Here is an 18661-nt window from a genome sequence, read left to right as displayed (position 1 = left end):
AGGAAAACTCCAAGGCGGAAACAGGTCTGCGGGCGCCAGTGTACGGGCTTAACAATATTGGGCAAGCCCCAGACCGAAAGACCAATCGGGCAGATCGTTTTCCGATAGCGACACCAGCACGTCTTCGGCCCGCAAACCCAGCGCGGTGAGATTGGCGGCGATGGCGGCGTAGAGCGCCTTCTTAAGCTCCACCGACCGGCCCTTGCGCAGGTAAATCTGCACGATCAGCGCCCTGCCGCTGCGCGGAATGCCGAGGTACTGCGCGTCGATGATCAGATGCTCCGGCGCGTGCAGCGCGATCACCTGAAACCGGTCGTCGGCGGGAATGCCAATCGCCGACACCAAGGCGGTATGAACGGCATCGGCGATGGGGCGGGCTTGGTCGGCCAGGCTTTGCGGCAGATCGAGACGAACGAGGGGCATAGCGGTTCTCCTGAGCAGGAAGGGGGTGCGCCCCTGTTCTACCCCCTCGCTATGCTTAAAAAAAATTGATAAATTGTATGTGAAACATTATTTTTGGAAAAGTAATGAACGATACGCTGGACCTTGCCATTCTGCGCACCCTGGTCGCCGCCGAGCATCTGGGTGGTTTTTCCCGCGCGGCCGACCGGGTAGGGCGAACGCAGTCAGCGGTCAGCCTACAGTTGCGGCGGCTGGAGGCGCAGCTTGGCCGCAAGCTGTTCGTGAAATCCGGGCGCGGGTTGGTGCCGACTGAAGCGGGGGAAGTGCTGCTTGCCTATGCCCAGCGGCTGCTGGCGCTCAACGATGAGGCCCTGGCGGCGGTGCGCGGGCAGGGGCTGAGCGGGCGGGTGCGGCTCGGCGTGCCCCAGGATATTGCCGATACGGTCTTGCCGAACGCCCTCGCCCGCTTCGCCCGCGCCCATCCCGATGTGGTGCTGGAGGGGCGGGTGGAGCGGCAGGAAACCTTAAATCGCATGCTGCGCGACGGTAGCCTCGATCTGATTTTGCTGTTTGCCGAACCCCAGAGCCCCACTGGGCAGGATCTCGGGCTGGTCGATCTCGCCTGGATTGGCGCCCCAGGCTGGGGGCCGCCCCCTGGGCAACCGTTACCGCTGGCGCTGCTGGATGCGCCGTGCCTGTTCCGCAAGGCGGGCCTTGCGACGTTGGACGCTGCCGGGCAAGCGTGGCGACTGGTTTTTGGTAGCCCGAGCCTCGGCGGCCTGTCGCCCTCCATCCGTGCCGGGCTGGCGATCACCGTGCGCGTGGCGCGCTTCTGCCCGCCCGATCTTGCCCCGCTGCCGGAGGGAATTTTGCCGCCGCTGCCGCGCGTCTCCCTCCGTCTTGCGTTTGCCGAGGCCGCGCCGCCGCCTGCTGTTGAGAAACTCGGGGAAAGCCTGCGCCAAGCGGTAGCGGAGTTCTTAAGCGCCCGGCTATGATGCCCCCAAAAGACCGGGAGGGAGGAAGCCCATGAAAATCAACGCCGCCGTTCTGCGCGAGGTTGGCAAACCGCAGCCCTATGCCGATAGCCAGCCGCTGCGGATCGAACCGATTACCCTCGATCCGCCCGGCCCTGGCGAAGTGCTGCTGCGCATTCGGGCGGCGGGCCTTTGCCATTCCGACCTTTCGGTCATCAATGGCGACCGCCCGCGCCCGGTGCCGATGGTGCTGGGGCACGAGGCGGCGGGTGAAGTCGTTGAACTCGGGGCAGGGGTCGATGATCTCGCGCCCGGCGATCACGTCGTTCTGATCTTTGTGCCGAGCTGCGGTCATTGCGACCCATGCGCGGAGGGCCGCCCAGCCCTCTGTGAACCGGGCAATGCCGCCAATGGCCGGGGGGAGCTTCTGTCGGGCGCCCGGCGCTTGCGCGCAGACGCGGTGCCGGTGAACCATCATATCGGCGTTTCGGCCTTCGCCGACCACGCCGTTGTGTCGCGACGGTCGCTGGTGAAGGTGGATAAGGATCTGCCGTTCGAACAGGCAGCACTCTTTGGTTGCGCGGTACTGACGGGCGTTGGCGCGGCGGTGAATACGGCGGGGGTGCGCCCGGGCCAGTCGGTTGCGGTCGTCGGTCTCGGCGGTGTTGGCTATGCGGCTTTACTCGGCGCGCTGGCCGCCGGGGCGACGCGGGTTGTGGCGGTTGATCTGCTGCCGGAGAAACTGGCCTTCGCGCGTGGCCTTGGCGCGACCGATGCCTTTCTGGCGTCCGACGCTGATTGTATCGAGCAGGTCAAGCAGGCCACGGGCGGCGGCGTCGATATCTGTCTAGAGATGGCCGGATCGGTCCCGGCCTTAGACCTCGCATACCGCATCACCCGGCGCGGCGGCACCACGGTCACGGCGGGGTTGGCGCATCCGTCGAAGTCGGTGGCGATCCAGCAGGTGTCCTTGGTCGCCGAGGAACGGACCCTGAAGGGCAGCTATATCGGGAGCTGCATCCCGACGCGCGATATTCCGCGCCTTGTTTCGCTCTTCCGCGCCGGGAAACTGCCGGTGGACCGGCTGCTGAGCGAGACGCTACCGTTGGAGCGGATCAACGAGGCGTTCGACCGGCTGGCGGCGGGCAAGACGATCCGGCAGGTGGTGATGTTTTAAAGGGGGATGAGGGGGCCGCGTCTTTTTGATGTGTATGACACAACTTCAAGAAGTCTGAGCCGGGCAAACCGCTTATAATCGTTGCGCGTCTGTGCCGACCTTAGGGAACTGCCCATGGGATTTTTCACCGCGACCGCAACAGCCCCTTTCGGGGTGGCCGCATTTTTGCTCATTGGGCTTGTGATCGTTGAACTGGTCGGTCTGCTCTTCGCCCAGAATCTCTCGGCGGTGCTAGACGATCTGATTCCCGATGGTAGTGGTCATGGGCTGTGGGGGGATGCGCTCGCGTGGCTGCATATCGGTCAAGTGCCCGCCTTGGTCCTGCTGATGCTGTTCCTCACGGGGTTTTCGGTCGGAGGATACGCACTTCAGCAGGTTAGCGTCGGCGTGGCTGACGCCTATCTTCCGGCGCTGCTGGCCAGCCTCGCCGCCCTGCCGTTTGGCATTCTGAGCATGCGGTTATTCGGGGCTTCCTTGGGGCGGTTTTTCCCACGGGACGAAACGAGCGCTGTCAGTGACGCAAGCTTCATCGGGCGGGGCGGGGTGATTTCTGGCGGAAGTGCACGGTCGGGCTTTGCCGCCCAAGCCCAGGTGAGGGACCATCATAACCGTATGCACTATCTGATGGTTGAACCGGATCGCGAGGGCGAAGAATTCGCCATCGGCACGCCGATTATCATCGTTCATAAACAGGGCGCGTTTTATCGCGCCATCCGTGATCCGCAAGCCGCTGCGGCCTTCATTAAACCCCCGCTCTCCTAACCCCATCGTTCTTGGAGAACCCCCGTGCTCGAGAAAATTCTGTTTTCGGACCTGACCATCCTTGCGGTGATTCCGCTGATTGCGCTCATCGGGATCGGGTTGGTGCTGGCGCGGTTATACCGCCGGGCGACAAAGCAGCTCGCTTTCGTGCGCACGGGGTTGGGCGGGCAAAAGGTGATCATGGACGGTGGGGCGATCATCCTGCCCGTGTTCCATGAGCTTATTCACGTCAATATGAACACCTTGAAGCTCGAGGTGCATCGACGCGAGCGTGAGAGCTTGATCACCCGCGACCGCATGCGTGTGGATGTGAACGTTGGGTTTTTCGTTCGCGTCAAGCAAACTGAAGAAGCGGTGAGTACGGCGGCCCAGACGCTCGGGGCCCGGACATTAAGCCCCGACGAGCTGCGCACCTTGGTCGAAGATAAATTCGTCGATTCCTTGCGGGCGACCGCAGCCACCATGACCATCCAGGAATTGCAGGACAAGCGTCGCGATTTCGTTCAAGCGGTGCAAAATGCCGTTGCCGAAGATCTGGAGAAAAACGGCCTGGAACTCGAGTCGGTATCGCTGACCAGCTTAGACCAGACCGATAAGCAATTCTTCAATCCAAACAACGCCTTCGATGCGGAAGGCTTGACCCGTCTCACCGAACAGACCGAGGCGCGGCGCAAGCAGCGCAATGATGTCGAGCAAGATACGGAAATGCAGGTGCGGGCTAAGAATCTCGACGCCACGCGCCAAAAACTCGCCATCGAGAAAGACCAAGAATTTGCGCAACTGAGCCAACAGCGCGAAATCGAAACTGCCCGCGCCGAACAAATGGCCCTGATCGCCACCCAGCAAGCCAACCGCAACCTTGAGGCTGAAGCGGTCAAAGTGGAGGCTGACCGGCAGATCAGCCAAAAACGGATCGAGGCCGAACGCCAGGTCAAGGCGGCGGAAATCGATAAAAACCTAGCGATCCGCACGCAAGAGATTGATGTGGAGCGCAATACTCAGGTTTTGACCGCCGAACAGCGCAAGGAAGTCGAAATCGCGCGGCAGAATACGCAAATCGCCATTTCCCATAAATCGCGCGATCAGTCCGAGGCCGAGGCGGCGGCGAACCTTGCCCGGGCGGAGGCCGCCAAGGCCGAGGAAGCGGTGACAACGGCCCGCGAAATCGCCTCTGCGGAACGCGAAAAATCAATCCAATTGATCGAGGCCGAGAAGCTGGCCGAACAAAATGCCATTTCCGTGCGCGTTTCGGCGGCAGCGGAAAAAGAGGCGGCGCTGGATCGTGCCGACGCGATCACCATCGAAGCGAAAGCCCGGCAGGAGGCCGCGCTTGCCGAAGCCGAAGGCCGCCGGGCCCTCAACGCCGCGCTCAACACGCTGTCTGCGGCGCAGATCGATCTTCAGGTCCGCACCTTGTTGTTACAGCAGCTTCCGGCCATTCTGGAAAAGGCCGTGAAGCCGATGGAGCAGATCGAATCGATCCGCATCGTTCAGGTTACAGGCTTGGGGAGCGATGGGACCGGGACGACCGCCGCGCCGGGAAGCAGCGGGGCAACATTCCCCGAGCAAGTGATGAATTCAGCCCTGCAATACCAGGTCGCAAAGCCGATCATCGATGCCGTGATGAAAGACGCTGGCCTATCGAATGCTGGCATTACCGGTATCGCCGAATCGCTCGCACCGATTCTAGCGCCCAACAAGCCCGTGAACCAAAGCACGGGAGACGCTGTTTGATAGCGATGGCGGGTCCAGGGTCACAGGAGCGAGAAAGCCTCAGCGTTGACGGGTTCAGAAAATTCCATTCAAATGCGACATAATATACATTATGCGACATTTGAGGGTTTGCAAAATCCACCCTACTTTCAGCGCAAATTGGTTGTCCTGACGCCGCACCCCTTGTTTGGGCGACGGCGAAGAGCCGCCGCCGAACCATCTAGCTTGCCCCCTCAAGCTTTAGCGTGGCGCGCTCCGGTGACAACAAGCCCGACACCGCCCATGACCAACCCGATACCGACGAGCGTCAACCCTGCAGGGATCTCTTTAAGAACGACCATACCGATCAGCACCGCAAGGGCTGGCGCGAGTGCGCCGAAGATCGCCGCTCGAGGCGCCCCCAAACGGCGAACGGCTTCCGAGTAGAAATACATTCCAAGAATCGCGACCACGACCCCTTGCGCGACGACCTGAAAGCCGACCTCTGCCGAGGGTGCGGTGAAGATGTTCGGTTTCAGCCAAAGAAAATAGATCGGCGTGAAAAGCATCGCCGAAAGACAGTTCACCAACGCCGTCGCATGCCACGGGCTAACGCCCGACCGCCGCTGCGCCACGGTGAAACCGGCGAAGAACAGGCCGGCCAAAAGAAACAAAAGATCGCCGCGCCACTCCCCGGCTGCGCGATTTATGATCAACGCGTATCCGCCAATGCAGATCACCCCGGTGATGACGATACCCATGCCCCCCAACTGCTGGCGGGTGAACCTTTCGCCAAATAAAAGCCCGGACAGCAACGCCACCGAGATTGGCATTGTGCCGATCATCAGCGTCGCGACGTGGGAAGCCGGGGCGAACTGCATCCCCGTCGAACTGAGCAACATGAACGGAACCCCGGCACCGAGCACCATCACCCCTAGCCGAACGATGCCGATCTGCTGAAGGCCGAGGCCTTTTCGGACAAGGATGGGCCACAGCAGCAGCGCCGATATACCGAAGCGCAGGAACGTTACATCGTAGGGGCCAAGACTGGTCGTTACCGCAAACCGGGTCGCAACCGACCAACCCGACCAGATCAAGGCTACGGCGAGACCACACAGCACCCCTATCCCGGCCCGCCGACGGTCGGCGGGCCCCGCATCTTGAATTGATCTTGCTGACATGCTCAGGCCACTCCGATTTTTATCGTTTGTTCAGTTGGTTCAATTGCATCGGGCGGGAATTCTAGCGAAAATGAAAAATCGAAAAAAATGACTTATTGAGAACGAACCGTTCGGAAAAGGAGATGCTTTTATGGAGCTTTCGGACCTGCGGATATTTCTGGCCGTGGTTCGGGCGGGCGGGATTGTGCGCGCGTCAGAAGTCCTGCACCGGGCGCAGTCAAGCGTTACCGCACGGATTCAGGTTCTGGAGGAAAAACTGGGCGTGAAGCTCTTTGTCCGCGACGGGAGGCGCTTGCAGTTATCGCCATCGGGTCATCTTTTGGTTGGCTACGCCGAGCGCCTTGTAGCGTTATCCCAGGAAGCGGTGAGCGCGGTGCAGAGCGACAAGCCGACGGGCATCTTGCGGATTGGGGCTATGGAAAGCACAGCGGCGGTCCGCCTGCCGAAACCGCTCGGCCGCTTCCACGAGCAATATCCCGACGTGGCTTTGGAGCTTTATTCGGGAGATCCCCACGATTTGGTCAATCGGGTTCTTGCTTCCGAGCTTGATGCCGCCCTGATCCCCGACCCCGTCTCTGACCGAAGGCTCTCAACGACGATCATTTACGACGAGGAGCTTGTTATCGTCGCCGAGGCAAAACATCCCAGCATATCTTCTCCCAAAGACCTGCAATCAAAGTCCATTCTGGCGTTTCATCCGGGGTGCCCGCACCGCAAACGCCTTGAAGACTGGTTTGCCCGCGACCATGCCGTGCCGGAGCGGATCGTCGAAGTCGGCTCGTACCATCTGATTCTTGGCTGTGTCGCCGTTGGCATGGGGGTGGCGTTAATCCCTCACTGCGTGCTCGATACCTATACCGAGCGCGACCGGCTGAGCGTGCACAAGTTGCGCCCGAAGTTCGGACACGTGAAGATCAGACTGGCGTGGCGAAAGGATGCGCCACAGGCCAAGATTTTGGCCTTGTCGAGTATTCTGCTAGAGAGCAAGCAGGATGCTCTTGCGTCAGAGCCTTAGCGCCGCCAACCGCTCCCCGTTTCGAGGTTACCGATGACCGATACCGCCCTTTGCTTGCCCGTTCTGCCCGCGCGCGATCTTGCCGAGGCGCGGGCCTTTTATGCCGATCTGCTTGGGTTCAGCGAGATCGTTTATAGCGACGAAACCTATCTGATCGTTCGGCGCGGCGGGATGGAACTCCATTTCTGGCCGACGCCGGATCGTCACCTTGCCGAAAACACCTCCTGCTATATTCGCGGCGGGCAGGTGGTGGCGCTCTATGCCGAGTATGCGGCGCGGGGCGTCCCCCGGCTTTCGGCATTTGAAACCCGGCCCTGGGGTATGAAAGAATTCTACATTCACGACCCCAGCGGCGTTCTGCTGCGGTTCGGATGCGCCCCGGAGGAGGTTGAGCCTTGATTTTGCTGTTTCGCCACGGTCAGACCGAATGGAACAAAGTGCTGCGCATTCAAGGCAGCGGCGATTCGCCCTTGACGGCGCTGGGGCGGGCGCAGGCGACGGCGATGGGCGTGGCGGCGCGGGCCTATTTGGCGGAACGCTTCCCCGCCCCCGGCCCGGTCACGCTGCAAATCAGCCCGCTCGGGCGGACGCGGGAGACGGCGGCGCGTCTTGCGGCGGAACTAACGCGCGGGCCGGGCGGGTATACCCTCCGCCATCGCATCGATCCGCGCCTGAAGGAAATGACGGCGGGCGCGTGGGAAGGTCTCGACTGGCACAAGGTGCGCGCTACCCTGCCCGCCGACCGCCAGCAGCTTGATGTTGTCGATTTGTTCCGAACCGCGCCGGGCGGCGAGGGCGATGCGGGCGCGATCCCCCGCCTGCGCGATTGGCTGGCGGAGCATGCCGCCGTTAAGGCACCGCATATCGTCGTTTCCCACGGGATTTCCGGGATTATTTTGCGCGGTCTGTATCAGGGGCTCGACCTTGCCGCGATGTTCGCCCAGGACCGGCCCCAGGATGCCTTCTATGTGCTGACCGAGGGCCGGTTGGAGCGGGTGGCGACCGAGGCCCCGGCAGAGGTGGCAGCATGACCGCCCCCGCCGGGGCCGCCCTCCCCCCTCCCCCCGATCATGCCGATCCGATGCAGCGCCTGCTGGCGATTATGGCGCGCCTCCGTTCCCCAGAGGGCGGCTGCCCGTGGGATTTAGAGCAAACCCACGCCACCATTGCGCCCTATACCATCGAGGAAGCCTATGAGGTCTCCGAGGCGGTGAACCAAGGCGACCCGCAGGCGCTGAAGGAGGAGTTGGGCGACCTACTACTGCAGGTGGTCTTCCAAGCGCAAATCGCCCAGGACGCGGGCGGCTTCACCTTCGCCGATGTAGCGGAGGCGATCAGCACCAAGATGATCCGCCGTCACCCCCATGTTTTCGCCCAGGCCGATGGCCGCGACAGCGACGGGCAGGTGGCGGCCTGGGAGGTCATCAAGGCCGAGGAACGCGCCGCCAAAGGCAAGGCCGAGAGTGTGCTGGACGATGTCGCCCTCGCCCTGCCCGCCTTGCTGCGCGCCCTGAAACTGCAAAAGCGCGCCGCGCGCGTTGGCTTCGATTGGACCGATCCCAAGGATGTGTTCGACAAGCTGCGCGAGGAACTGGCGGAGTTCGAAGCCGAATTCACCGCCCCCACCCGCGATGCCGCGCGGCTGGAGGAGGAGTTGGGCGATATCCTCTTCTGCGCCGTCAACCTCGCCCGGCATTTGAACGTCGATCCCGAGGCGGCTTTGCGCGGCACCAATGCCAAGTTTGATAAGCGCTTCCGCTTCATCGAGGCGGCCCTGCGGGCGGAGGGCCGGTCGGTGGAGGCCGCTAGCCTTGAGGAGATGGAAGTGCTGTGGCAGGCGGCGAAGCGGGACGCAGCGGAATAGTTAGTCGGCTCGTTTGGATGGGGCGCATCCTGCGCGCCCGCACCCAAGCGTGATGGGCGTTAACAATCCAAAAGAACCACCGCCTCAACCTCAAAAAGCATCGGGTCGATGGCGAGTTTTGGCACGGGAACCAACGTCTGTGCCGGCAGTTTGCCGCCGAACATCCGCGTCACGGCCTCGGTCAGCGCCCCTAACTTCGCCATATCATGGTCCACCACGAAAACCGTTAGTTTCAACACTTGATCCCGGCGCGCGCCGAGCGCGTCGATCACAGCAGCGAGGTTCGCGTAAGCTTGCGTCACCTGTTCGCCGAAATCGGACGAGAGAGCCCCGGTCTGGTCTTGTCCGCCTTGTCCTGAGATAAATGCCAACCGGCCAGAAGCAGGGGCGATTACCGCTGTGCTGTAACCATTCGGCGTCGGGTCATGCAGGTGGGAAGGGTTGACGATGACCGGCGTTGCGCGGGCGATAGGTGTTTGGTTTTGAGGCGTCATGGTCCGCTCCTTGTTGCGTTAGCCCGACCCGAGTACCGTGAATTGGTGCCATAACTTGGCACCAAAAGAGCTAGGGTTCGGATCAATGACCATCCGCCTTCGACACGATGCGATCGTGCGTATCCTCCGGCGCACCGGAACCTCGACCGTCAACGACTTGGCAGCAGAAGTTGGCGCTTCGCGGCGAACGGTGCTGCGCGATATTGGTGCGCTGCGCGATCAAGGTTTCGTCATCCATGCCGAATCCGGCCGGGGCGGCGGGCTTCAGCTTGACCCGGAATCGGTGCAAACCACGGCTCGACTCACGGTGACGGAGGTGTTCGCGCTTCTCATCAGCGTTGCGGCGATGCGTGCGGCCCGGTCCCTGCCCTTCGCCAATTTGGCTGATGCGGGGCTTGCCAAGATCGAGAGAACCCTTCCTGCGGACAAGGTGCGCGACCTGCGCCGACTTCTGGACTGCCTCTATGTCGGGCAACTATCGCCCAAGCAGGATATTTCAAACCTAGGGATGATTGATCCGCTTCTGCTGCCCGCCTTCGAGACAGCTTTTCTTCAACGGCTCCCTCTGCGCTTCCACTACCGTGACGCAAAAGGCGCGACAACCATCCGCGAGGTCGAACCCCAGGCCCTTCTGATCCTAACGCCCCTCTGGTATCTCGTGGCCTGGGACGCCGCCCGCGACGATTTCCGCCACTTCCGCATGGACAGGATCAACACGCCGGAGATCGTGGAGGGGACTCAGTTTCGTCGGCGGCATGTACCTTTTGACGATGATGTTTGCCCGTTTAGGGAGATGCCTCAAGAGTTTCAAAAATAGAGAAATTTGGCGGGTTTCAAACCCCCACCACCATCCCATCGAACCCCGGCTCCACCCCTTCCGGCAGCGTCGCCTTCAGTGTGGCGTAATCCATATCTTCGTTCATATGGGTGAGAATGGCGCGCTTCGGCTTGACCGTGGCGATCCACTCCAGGGTGCGGGCGAGGTGGCTGTGGGTGGTGTGGGGTGTGGGGCGGAAAGCGTCGATGATCCACAGGTCGAGGTCGGCATAGTGCGCCAGCACCTCCGGCGGCATCTGCACGACATCGGTGGAATAGGCCATACGCCCGAAGCGGTAGCCATAGGTGCGGGAAAACCCGTGGTCTTGATCGACGGCGGTGATCTTGACCCCAGCGGCGGTGAACGGGCCAGGCGGGATCGGGCGACCGTCGAGGCAGGGTTTAAAATAGAAAGTCACGCCTTCTGGCAGCGGCGCCAGCGCGTAGCCGAAGGCACGGTGGGCGTGCTCAATGGTCTCCGGCGGGCCATAGGCGGGAATCGCGGCCTGCATAAAGCGGTTGATCATCCGCACGTCGTCGATGCCGTTCATATGGTCGGCGTGGGCGTGGGTCCACAGCAGCGCATCAATCCGCCGCGTGCCGGTCATCAGCAATTGTTCGCGCAGATCGGGGGCGGTATCGACGAGGATGGTTGCCGCCTCCCCGCTCCCTTCCGGGTCACTCGGCTCGATTTCAACCAGGATCGACGCGCGGCGGCGGCGGTTCTTCGGTTCGTTGGGATCGCAGGCGCCCCAAATGCCGCCGACCAGCGGCACCCCGCCCGAGGCGCCGCTGCCGAGGATGGTGATTTTCACGCCGCCCGCTCCAGCAGCGCCGCGCGCGGGACTTTGCTGAACAGCCGGAAGAAATTATCCGTGGTTGCCTCGGCCAAAGCCTCCACCGAAACGCCCTTCAGCCCGGCAACGCATTCGGCGGTCTTCCGGGTAAAGGCCGGTTCATTGCGTTTGCCGCGATGGGGGATCGGCGCCAGATAGGGCGAGTCGGTCTCGACCAGCAGCTTGTCCAGCGGCACGGCATCGGCCACCGTCTGCTTCAGATCGGCGGCGCTTTTGAAGGTGATGATGCCGGAGATGGAGATATAGAAGCCCATCGCCAAGCAGGCTTCCGCCAGCCGCCGGGTGCCGGTGAAGCAATGGATCACGCCCGTAAACGGCCCCTGCACCAACTCGCTTTCCAGCAGGTTGATGGTATCATCGTCGGCATCGCGGGTATGGACGATGATCGGCAGGCCGGTGCGCCGGGCGGCGTCGCAATGGGCGCGGAAGCTCTTTTGCTGCAAATCGCGCGGGCTATGGTCGTAGTAATAATCGAGGCCGGTTTCGCCGATGGCCACCACCTTCGGGTGCTGTGTTTCGGCGACCAGGGTTTCGGCAGCATAGCCCCAGTCATTCTCCGCCTCGTGCGGATGAACGCCGACCGAGCAATAGATATTGCCAAACCGTTCCGCCACCGCGCGCACGCCGGGGAAGGCGTGCAACTTGGTGCCGATGGTCAGCATCAACCCAATGCCTGCCGCATTGGCGCGGGTGACGACGCCGTCGAGATCTTCCGAAAAATCCGGGAAATCGAGGTGGCAATGGCTATCGACGAGTAGGCTCACGAGGTCGCCCCCTCTTCCGCCGCCACCCAGCGCGGGAAGACGCCCTGCGGCGCCGGAAGCGCGGTGCCCGGCGCAAGGCGCGTCGTGAAATCGGCAAAGCTGCGGCGGTCGGCGGGCACGGCCACCTGATCGAGCAGCTTTTCCGCCGACGCGGGCATGACCGCCTGCAAAATCAGCGCGACTTGGCGCACGACTTCGGCCAGGACATAGAGCACGGTTTCCATCCGCGCAAAATCGGTCTTGCGCAGGGTCCAGGGCGCCTGTTGATCGACATAACGGTTGGCGGCAACCACCACGTCCCAAACGCTTTCCAGGGCCCGGTGGAAGGCTTGTTCCAAGAACTGCTCGCGCACACCTGCGTGCAGGGCGGCGGCGGCGTCCAGCATTTCGGTATCGGTCTCCGTGAACGGCCCCGGCGTCGGCACGATGCCGCCGCAGTTCTTGCCGATCATCGACAGCACGCGCTGGGCCAGATTGCCGAGATCATTGGCGAGATCGGTATTGATGCGCTTGACCATCTGGGCATGGCTGAAATCGCCATCATTGCCGAAGCTCACTTCGCGCAGCAGGAAATAGCGCACCGGATCAAGGCCATAGGTATCGATCAGCACCAGCGGATCGATGACATTGCCCAAGGATTTCGAAATCTTCTGCCCTTCGTTGGTCCACCAGCCATGGGCGAAGACGCGCTTCGGCGGCGGCAGGTCGGCCGCCAGCAGGAAGGCAGGCCAGAATACCGCGTGGAAGCGCAGAATATCCTTGCCGACCATATGCAACGAGGCGGGCCAGAAGTCCTTGAAAGCCTGATTAGTTTCATCGGGATAGCCGATGGCGCTCAGATAGTTGGTCAGCGCATCAAACCAGACGTACATGATGTGCTTGTCGTCGCCTTGCACCGGCACGCCCCAGGAGAAGCTGGTGCGCGAGACGGAGAGGTCTTGCAGGCCGCCCTTGACGAAGCTGATCACCTCGTTGCGGCGGGAGCGCGGGGCGATGAAATCCGGGTTGGCGTCGTAGAACGCCAGCAGCTTGTCGCCCCAGTTGGACAGGCGGAAGAAGTAGCTCGGCTCCGTCACCCATTCCACATCGGCGCCGGTCGGGGCTTTCTTGCCGTTCGGCGTCTCGATCAACTCTGATTCGGCATAAAAAGCCTCGTCGCGGATCGCATACCAACCTTCATAGGCCCCCAGGTAGATTTCGCCCTTGTCCATCAACCGTTTCCACAGCGCCTGACAGGCAGTGTAATGGCGCGGTTCGGTAGTGCGGATGAAATCATCGTTGGTGTAATTCATCCGCACGGCGAGATCGCGGAAATTCTGTGAAACCTTATCGGTGAAAGCTTTCGGATCGATCCCCGCCGCTGCCGCCGATTTTTCCACCTTCTGCCCGTGTTCGTCCGTGCCGGTCAGAAAATGCACTTGGGTTCCATCAAGGCGCAGAAACCGCGCTAGCACGTCGCAGGCCAGCGTCGTGTAAGCATGACCGATATGGGGCTTGTCGTTCACATAATAGATCGGTGTCGTAACGTAATAGCTGGGCACAGAGGGGGACGCGGCCATCGAATTTCCTTCAAGCGTCAGGGACGCAGAGTCAGGGGCAGCAGGGCCGATAGAACCGCTTGTTTGCGGTCGAGATTAAGCCCATCGGTCTGCCGGAAAAGCTGACCGTTTTTTTCCCATACCTCGATCAAACGATCAAGGCTTCCTGCCGCTGCAATCGCGGCTTGCGCGGCGTCCGCTTCGCCCGGCAAGTCATTGGGCGGGCTGCCCGTTCGGGCTGTGTGGCGGATAATGCGCATCAGCCACGCGTCGAATAGGTCAAGAAAGCTGCGGTAAAGCGCGTCCGCCCCGGCCTTACCCAGCTTATCGGCGAAAGCGTGCAGGGCCAGGGGGTCAAGCCGCGCGCCCTGTTTCAGCAGCGCCAGAAGGTCGGTCAGCACCGCCCGCGTTTCTGGCTCAGCGAGGGCGAGCGCCCGGCCCGGTGCGCCGTCGGCCAGCAGCACGGCGATAGGGTCGAGCGTCTCGCCCGCGTCCAGCACTTCGGCGGCCACCGCGCGAACCTCGGCATCCGCTAAGGGGCTGAAGCGCAGCAGACGGCAGCGCGAGCGGATGGTCGGCAGCAGGCGCCCAGGGGTATTGCTGACCAGCAGCAGCATGGAGCGTTTCGGCGGCTCCTCCAGAACCTTCAGCAAAGCATTGGCGGCATTGGTATTCATCTCGTCGGCGGTATCGACGATGACAATGCGCCAGCCGCCTTGCGACGCGGTGAGATGCAGGAACTGGCCGATCTCGCGCACTTGATCGACGCTGATCGCCGCTTTCAGCTTATCCTTTTTCTCGTCCATCGCCCGTTCGATGACCAGAAGATCGGGGTGCGATCCGGCGGCGATTTGGCGCACGGCGGGATGATCGGGATCAACGCCCAGCCCCGTTGCGGGCGCCGCGTCACCGAATAGGCTGGGGCCAGCATCGGAACCGGCACCCGTCAGCAGAAACCGCGCCATGCGGTAGGCGAAGGTCGCCTTTCCAACCCCTGGCGGGCCAGTCAGCAGCCAGGCTTGCGGCACGCGATCCCCTGAAAGCGCCTCGCCCGCTAGCCGTTCCGCCTCAGCATGGCCGATCAGGGACAGGGTTTCGCGGGGCGCGCGCATTAGCCGAGATCGGGGAAACGGGCGGCGACAGTATCGATCACCGCCGCTTCAACCGCCGCCAGCGGTGCCGCCGCGTCGATCCGCCGGAACCGCGCCGGTTCGGCGGCGGCCAGGGTGGCATAGCCTTGGGCAAGTCTTTCGTGAAAACCAGTGTCCAGGCTCTCGAAGCGCGCTTCGGTACCTCGCCGGGCGGCGGCGCGGTGCAGACCGATCGTAACCGGTACGTCGAACCACAGGGTAAGATCCGGGGTCAGCCCATCGGTTGCCAGCGCTTGCAGCGTTTTGAGCATCTCCAGCGACAACCCCCGGCCATAGCCCTGATAGGCGAGCGTCGAATCGGCGAAGCGGTCACACAAGACCCAGGTTCCCGCCGCCAAGGCCGGGCGGATGGTTTTCATCACATGATCGCGGCGCGCGGCGGAAACCAGCAGGGCTTCCGTCACCCCATCCCAGCGGTCGGCCGCGCCGGTGACGAAGAGGGTGCGGATTTCCTCTGCCCCTGGAGAGCCGCCCGGCTCCCGCGTTGTTAAGACGCTCTTACCGCGCCCGCGCAGCCAGTCGGCAAGGCGGGCGATCTGGGTCGATTTTCCGCCGCCCTCGCCGCCTTCAAAGCTGATGAAACGCGCGGTCATGCCCTATTGCGCCGACCCGAGCAGATAGTGGCGCATCGCCGCGCCAACCCGGCCGAACAGCCCGAGCTCCGGGACATCGGCAGCAGCAACCAGCGGGATTTCGATAGCATCCGCCCCTGGGGCGCTGACCACCAGCTTGCCAACCGCCTGCCCTTTCAGCACGGGCGCTTCGACCGGCCCATCGAACTTTGCCGTTGCCACCATGTCCTTGCGCAAGCGGCGCGGCAGGGTGACATAGGCCGAGTCTTTGACGGTTACGGCCACGGTCGGCTGTGTGCCGAGCCAAACCGGCACATCGGTCAGCGTATCCCCCGGTTTGCCGAGCAGATAGGCGTCAAACTCGCGGAAGCCCCATTCCATCAGGCGGGCGGTTTCCTGGGCGCGGTCCTTCATGGACTTAAGACCATTGACGACCAGCACCAGCCGCCGCCCGTCGCGCACCGCCGAGCCCGTCAGGCCGTAACCCGCGACTTCGGTGTGCCCCGTCTTCAAGCCATCGGCCCCCGGCAGATCGTAGAGCAGCGGGTTACGGTTGCCCTGCTTGATATTATTGAAGGTGAATTCCCGCTGCGCATACATCGGGTAATATTCAGGAAAATTGCGAATGGTCGAGAGGGCCAGCACCGCGAGATCGTGCGCCGTGGTCCAATGATCCGGGTCTGGCCAGCCCGATGAATTGCGGAAATGCGTATCGGTCATGCCAATGGCTTTGGCATGCCGGTTCATTTCGTCGGCAAAGGCTTCTTCTGACCCGGAAATCCCTTCGGCCAGCGCCACGCAGGCATCATTGCCGGAGGCGATGACGGCGCCATGCAGCAAATCTTGCACCGTGACCCGCGAGCCGACATCGATGAACATCTTAGAGCCGCCCATCCGCCAGGCTTTTTCCGAGATGGGGAACTCGTCGCTCAGCTTCAGATCACCTTTTTTCAGCTTTTCGAAGACGATATGCGTTGTCAGCATTTTCGTCATCGACGAGGGGTACATGCGCTGATCGGCGTTCTTTTCCATCAGGATCGTGCCGGTATTCGCATCCAACAGCAGGGCATGCGTCCCCGTTGTTTCGATGATCGGCCAGCCTTTGGCGTTAACGGTCGGCGCGGGGGGTGGCGGCGGGGTCTGGGTCGGTGGCTTTGCGCCCTGCGCCGGTTTAGCGGCAGGCGCGGCCTTTTGCGCGGGCGGCTTCGGCTGCTGCTGCTGCGCCTGCGCGACGGGGGCCGTCACCGTCAGGGCGATCAGCGCGGCGGCGACACCACCGAGAAGCCTACCCGACAGAAACCGCTGCGTCTCGTTCCGCATGCGCATGACCCTTCTACTCCTTCGCTTATTCGACCACGAGGCGGGCATCGGGATAGCCGCCGCGGTTGATAACATCATCTAGGGTACGGTCGCCATCTTCGACCGTCGCCAGCGGCCCGATGCGGACGCGCTGGAGCCGCTGGCCACTGCCCGTGGTCACCGGTTGAATGATCACCTTACCATAGCCGGTCAAGCGCTGGCTCAGCACGCGCGCGCCCTCCTCGCTCGACAGCGCGGCGACCTGAACAAACAATTGTGTCCGTTTCGGGGCTGTGGTCGGCGCCAACCCGGTCGGATCGGGCGGCGGCTGAATGACCGGCTGCGTGCCGACGACCGGCGGCGCACTCGGCGCCGATGGGACCGCAGCGGAGGGGGCGGATTTCACCCCGTTGGGCGCATCAAGCCGCTCGACGGCAACGCTGCTGCGCGGCGCGGCATTGGCCTTTGGATCATTGGCGGGGGGGGCGACCCGCGCGATCAGCGTGCCACTGCCCTTGCTGGCATTATCCGGCGCAACCCGCCCCTGCGAGCGCATCGCATCGGCAAGCTGGCGGGATTCGGCCGCGAGAATCTGCACCCGCACCCGCGCCGTTCCGGCTTGATCGAAGCCCAGCAATTGCGCCCCGCGCCGGGAAATATCGATAATCCGACCGCGCGCATAAGGCCCCCGGTCATTGACCCGGAACACCGCGACCCGGCCATTATCAAGGTTCGTTACGCGCACGAAACTGGGCATGGGCAGCGTGCGATGCGCGACCGTCATATCGTTTTGGTCATAATCCTCGCCATTCGCGGTGAGTTTGGCGTGGAAGCCGGGGCCGTACCAGGAGGCAACCCCCGTTTCGTCATACGAATAATCTTCGGACGGATAATAGGTAATGCCGTTAATCTGATAGGGATTGCCGACCTTATAGACCGCCTTCTCCGGCACCTGCGAAGTATCGGCGGACCCGGCGCTTGTGGTGGCAGGGGTAGTCGCAGGCGGGCGGGAGCTACAGGCGGCTAAGCCCGCCGCCGTCAGCCCGATGACCCCGACCCGAAGCAGCGTCCGCATATGGTTCGTCGTATCCCGATAGAGCATTATCGCCTTAGCCATCCCCAATCCGATCTGCCAGCAGGCCGATGGCCGTGGCGAAATATGTCGAGCGGTTCCAATCCATTAAGGTACGGAAGTTATCATAGACCAAATAAGACGGCCCCTCCGGCCCATCGGGTTGCACTAGCGAGGCTTCGAGCCCCGCAGGGCCGGTCACCGGTTGGCCGTCACGCCGCGTGATTCCCAGCGCCTCCCAATCCGCCAGCGGCTTCCGCGTCTTGAGACCGACGAGATCCGCCGCCAACCCCGCCGGGGCCGAGACTTCCCGCCCCCACCGGAGGTCCGGGCGCCAGCCGACCGTCGCAAGATAATTGGCGATGGACGCAAAAACATCGCGCGGATTGCCCCAAATATCGCGCTTGCCGTCCCCATCGCCGTCTTTGGCATACTTCAAGTAGCTCGACGGCATAAACTGCGATTGGCCCATCGCCCCGGCCCAAGAGCCGCGCAATTGGCTAAGCGTCGCCTCCCCACGATCCAGAATCTGCAACGCCGCGATCAGCTCATTCGCGAAGAACTCGCGCCGCCGCCCCTCGTAGGCCAAGGTAGCCAGCGCTGGAACCACCGCAAACCCGCCCTGCCCGCGCCCGAAATCGCTTTCGACCGCCCACAGGGCCAGGATATAGGGGGCAGGAACGCCGCTACTGGTTGAAACGTCGGTCAAGGCGGCCCGATGCTGGGCCAGCCGCTCCCGCGCGGCTTTTACGCGGGCGTCACTGATCACCGAGCGGCGGTAGGTTTCGAACCGGATGGTTTTCTCTGGCTGGCGCTGGTCGAGTTCCAGAACGCGAGGGATCGGCGCGATGCCGGTCAGGGCGCTATCGAGCGTGCGGGCCGAAATACCCTTTTGCGCCGCGTCAGCTTTAAAGCTTTGCAGCCAAGCGCTGAAGCCCGGATCGGTTTGCGCGCGAACTGGCAGGCTAAGCAGCAGTGCCGCCAGGGCCACCGCCCCTGTGCCCTTCCGTAAGTGCCTCGCCCGCATTGCC

The 18661-nt window shown here is 62.7% G+C and carries 20 protein-coding genes; 9 read left to right on the top strand and 11 right to left on the bottom strand.

Going from position 1 to position 18661, the window contains the following annotated elements:
- Positions 1 to 48: 48 nt before the first annotated feature.
- Positions 49 to 423 (bottom strand): tautomerase family protein, encoded by a 375-nt coding sequence (locus tag CHR90_RS09980; protein WP_094408856.1) that lies wholly within the window; start codon positions 421 to 423, stop codon positions 49 to 51.
- A gap of 104 nt (positions 424 to 527) precedes the next feature.
- Between CHR90_RS09980 and CHR90_RS09975 the strand changes: the two genes are divergently transcribed.
- The 4 genes from CHR90_RS09975 (at position 528) to CHR90_RS09960 (ending at position 5049) form a co-directional block, all read left to right on the top strand.
- Positions 528 to 1397, top strand: a complete 870-nt coding sequence (locus tag CHR90_RS09975) for a LysR family transcriptional regulator (protein ID WP_094408855.1) — start codon at positions 528 to 530, stop codon at positions 1395 to 1397.
- 31 nt (positions 1398 to 1428) lie between these two features.
- Positions 1429 to 2553 carry a zinc-dependent alcohol dehydrogenase family protein gene (locus tag CHR90_RS09970; protein WP_094408854.1) on the top strand — a complete coding sequence of 375 codons (1125 nt, stop codon included), beginning with the start codon at positions 1429 to 1431 and terminating at the stop codon, positions 2551 to 2553.
- A 114-nt stretch (positions 2554 to 2667) separates the two neighbouring features.
- Complete coding sequence (locus CHR90_RS09965) at positions 2668 to 3315, top strand: OB-fold-containig protein (RefSeq protein ID WP_094408853.1); 648 nt, start codon at positions 2668 to 2670, stop codon at positions 3313 to 3315.
- A gap of 24 nt (positions 3316 to 3339) precedes the next feature.
- A complete protein-coding gene (locus tag CHR90_RS09960) occupies positions 3340 to 5049 on the top strand; it encodes a flotillin family protein (protein WP_094408852.1) in 1710 nt (569 codons plus the stop codon).
- A 212-nt stretch (positions 5050 to 5261) separates the two neighbouring features.
- On the opposite strand, the gene CHR90_RS09955 is transcribed toward CHR90_RS09960, so the two are convergent.
- On the bottom strand, positions 5262 to 6188 hold the full coding sequence (locus CHR90_RS09955) for a DMT family transporter (RefSeq protein ID WP_094408851.1): 927 nt from the start codon (positions 6186 to 6188) through the stop codon (positions 5262 to 5264).
- 130 nt (positions 6189 to 6318) lie between these two features.
- Here CHR90_RS09955 and CHR90_RS09950 point away from each other — a divergent pair, with 130 nt between their 5' ends.
- The 4 genes from CHR90_RS09950 to mazG are packed head-to-tail and all read left to right on the top strand — an operon-like array spanning position 6319 to position 9067.
- Positions 6319 to 7203 (top strand): LysR family transcriptional regulator, encoded by an 885-nt coding sequence (locus tag CHR90_RS09950; RefSeq protein WP_094408850.1) that lies wholly within the window; start codon positions 6319 to 6321, stop codon positions 7201 to 7203.
- 33 nt (positions 7204 to 7236) lie between these two features.
- Positions 7237 to 7602: a bleomycin resistance protein gene (locus tag CHR90_RS09945; RefSeq protein ID WP_094408849.1), complete on the top strand. Its 366-nt coding sequence runs from the start codon at positions 7237 to 7239 to the stop codon at positions 7600 to 7602.
- A complete protein-coding gene (locus tag CHR90_RS09940; RefSeq protein WP_094408848.1) occupies positions 7599 to 8234 on the top strand; it encodes a histidine phosphatase family protein in 636 nt (211 codons plus the stop codon). The genes CHR90_RS09945 and CHR90_RS09940 overlap by 4 nt, the downstream gene beginning before the upstream one ends.
- Positions 8231 to 9067 (top strand): nucleoside triphosphate pyrophosphohydrolase, encoded by an 837-nt coding sequence (gene mazG, locus CHR90_RS09935; RefSeq protein ID WP_212668666.1) that lies wholly within the window; start codon positions 8231 to 8233, stop codon positions 9065 to 9067. Before CHR90_RS09940 ends, mazG begins: the two co-directional genes overlap by 4 nt.
- A gap of 59 nt (positions 9068 to 9126) precedes the next feature.
- Here the strand turns inward: mazG and CHR90_RS09930 are convergent, their stop codons facing one another.
- Entirely contained in the window at positions 9127 to 9561 is a 435-nt protein-coding gene (locus CHR90_RS09930) for a RidA family protein (RefSeq protein WP_094408846.1), read from the bottom strand.
- Between the two features lie 85 nt (positions 9562 to 9646).
- Here CHR90_RS09930 and CHR90_RS09925 point away from each other — a divergent pair, with 85 nt between their 5' ends.
- Positions 9647 to 10378 (top strand): helix-turn-helix transcriptional regulator, encoded by a 732-nt coding sequence (locus CHR90_RS09925; protein WP_094408845.1) that lies wholly within the window; start codon positions 9647 to 9649, stop codon positions 10376 to 10378.
- Between the two features lie 16 nt (positions 10379 to 10394).
- On the opposite strand, the gene CHR90_RS09920 is transcribed toward CHR90_RS09925, so the two are convergent.
- From CHR90_RS09920 to CHR90_RS09885, 8 genes are read right to left on the bottom strand one after another with little or no spacing between them, the layout of a single operon-like run.
- The gene (locus tag CHR90_RS09920) at positions 10395 to 11192 is read right to left on the bottom strand and encodes an MBL fold metallo-hydrolase (RefSeq protein WP_094408844.1); all 798 of its coding nucleotides are present in this window, start codon (positions 11190 to 11192) and stop codon (positions 10395 to 10397) included.
- On the bottom strand, positions 11189 to 11998 hold the full coding sequence (locus CHR90_RS09915) for a TatD family hydrolase (RefSeq protein ID WP_094408843.1): 810 nt from the start codon (positions 11996 to 11998) through the stop codon (positions 11189 to 11191). Before CHR90_RS09915 ends, CHR90_RS09920 begins: the two co-directional genes overlap by 4 nt.
- Entirely contained in the window at positions 11995 to 13557 is a 1563-nt protein-coding gene (gene metG / locus CHR90_RS09910; protein WP_094408842.1) for a methionine--tRNA ligase, read from the bottom strand. The genes CHR90_RS09915 and metG overlap by 4 nt, the downstream gene beginning before the upstream one ends.
- A 17-nt stretch (positions 13558 to 13574) precedes the next feature.
- Positions 13575 to 14648, bottom strand: coding sequence for a DNA polymerase III subunit delta' (locus CHR90_RS09905; RefSeq protein WP_094408841.1), 1074 nt, complete (start codon positions 14646 to 14648; stop codon positions 13575 to 13577).
- On the bottom strand, positions 14648 to 15280 hold the full coding sequence (tmk, locus tag CHR90_RS09900; RefSeq protein WP_094408840.1) for a dTMP kinase: 633 nt from the start codon (positions 15278 to 15280) through the stop codon (positions 14648 to 14650). The genes CHR90_RS09905 and tmk overlap by 1 nt, the downstream gene beginning before the upstream one ends.
- 3 nt (positions 15281 to 15283) lie before the next feature.
- The gene (locus CHR90_RS09895) at positions 15284 to 16585 is read right to left on the bottom strand and encodes a D-alanyl-D-alanine carboxypeptidase family protein (RefSeq protein ID WP_229671456.1); all 1302 of its coding nucleotides are present in this window, start codon (positions 16583 to 16585) and stop codon (positions 15284 to 15286) included.
- 19 nt (positions 16586 to 16604) lie between these two features.
- Complete coding sequence (locus CHR90_RS09890) at positions 16605 to 17633, bottom strand: septal ring lytic transglycosylase RlpA family protein (protein WP_094409248.1); 1029 nt, start codon at positions 17631 to 17633, stop codon at positions 16605 to 16607.
- Between the two features lie 34 nt (positions 17634 to 17667).
- Positions 17668 to 18657 carry a lytic murein transglycosylase gene (locus CHR90_RS09885; protein ID WP_094408839.1) on the bottom strand — a complete coding sequence of 330 codons (990 nt, stop codon included), beginning with the start codon at positions 18655 to 18657 and terminating at the stop codon, positions 17668 to 17670.
- Between the last annotated feature and the right edge of the window lie 4 nt (positions 18658 to 18661).

The organism is Elstera cyanobacteriorum (genome assembly GCF_002251735.1).
Classification (GTDB): Bacteria; Pseudomonadota; Alphaproteobacteria; order Elsterales; family Elsteraceae; genus Elstera; species Elstera cyanobacteriorum.
The sequence above is the reverse complement of the archived record's forward strand: the minus strand, read 5'-3'. Positions and strand labels throughout refer to the sequence as shown.

Excerpts from the sequence above, each read along its gene's own strand:
- CHR90_RS09980 (WP_094408856.1), bottom strand. The coding sequence starts at position 423 with ATGCCCCTCGTTCGTCTCGATCTGCCGCAAAGCCTGGCCGACCAAGCC.
- CHR90_RS09975 (WP_094408855.1), top strand. The coding sequence starts at position 528 with ATGAACGATACGCTGGACCTTGCCATTCTGCGCACCCTGGTCGCCGCC.
- CHR90_RS09970 (WP_094408854.1), top strand. The coding sequence starts at position 1,429 with ATGAAAATCAACGCCGCCGTTCTGCGCGAGGTTGGCAAACCGCAGCCC.
- CHR90_RS09965 (WP_094408853.1), top strand. The coding sequence starts at position 2,668 with ATGGGATTTTTCACCGCGACCGCAACAGCCCCTTTCGGGGTGGCCGCA.
- CHR90_RS09955 (WP_094408851.1), bottom strand. The coding sequence starts at position 6,188 with ATGTCAGCAAGATCAATTCAAGATGCGGGGCCCGCCGACCGTCGGCGG.
- CHR90_RS09950 (WP_094408850.1), top strand. The coding sequence starts at position 6,319 with ATGGAGCTTTCGGACCTGCGGATATTTCTGGCCGTGGTTCGGGCGGGC.
- CHR90_RS09945 (WP_094408849.1), top strand. The coding sequence starts at position 7,237 with ATGACCGATACCGCCCTTTGCTTGCCCGTTCTGCCCGCGCGCGATCTT.
- mazG (WP_212668666.1), top strand. The coding sequence starts at position 8,231 with ATGACCGCCCCCGCCGGGGCCGCCCTCCCCCCTCCCCCCGATCATGCC.
- CHR90_RS09930 (WP_094408846.1), bottom strand. The coding sequence starts at position 9,561 with ATGACGCCTCAAAACCAAACACCTATCGCCCGCGCAACGCCGGTCATC.
- CHR90_RS09925 (WP_094408845.1), top strand. The coding sequence starts at position 9,647 with ATGACCATCCGCCTTCGACACGATGCGATCGTGCGTATCCTCCGGCGC.
- metG (WP_094408842.1), bottom strand. The coding sequence starts at position 13,557 with ATGGCCGCGTCCCCCTCTGTGCCCAGCTATTACGTTACGACACCGATC.
- CHR90_RS09905 (WP_094408841.1), bottom strand. The coding sequence starts at position 14,648 with ATGCGCGCGCCCCGCGAAACCCTGTCCCTGATCGGCCATGCTGAGGCG.
- tmk (WP_094408840.1), bottom strand. The coding sequence starts at position 15,280 with ATGACCGCGCGTTTCATCAGCTTTGAAGGCGGCGAGGGCGGCGGAAAA.
- CHR90_RS09895 (WP_229671456.1), bottom strand. The coding sequence starts at position 16,585 with ATGCGCATGCGGAACGAGACGCAGCGGTTTCTGTCGGGTAGGCTTCTC.
- CHR90_RS09890 (WP_094409248.1), bottom strand. The coding sequence starts at position 17,633 with ATGCGGACGCTGCTTCGGGTCGGGGTCATCGGGCTGACGGCGGCGGGC.
- CHR90_RS09885 (WP_094408839.1), bottom strand. The coding sequence starts at position 18,657 with ATGCGGGCGAGGCACTTACGGAAGGGCACAGGGGCGGTGGCCCTGGCG.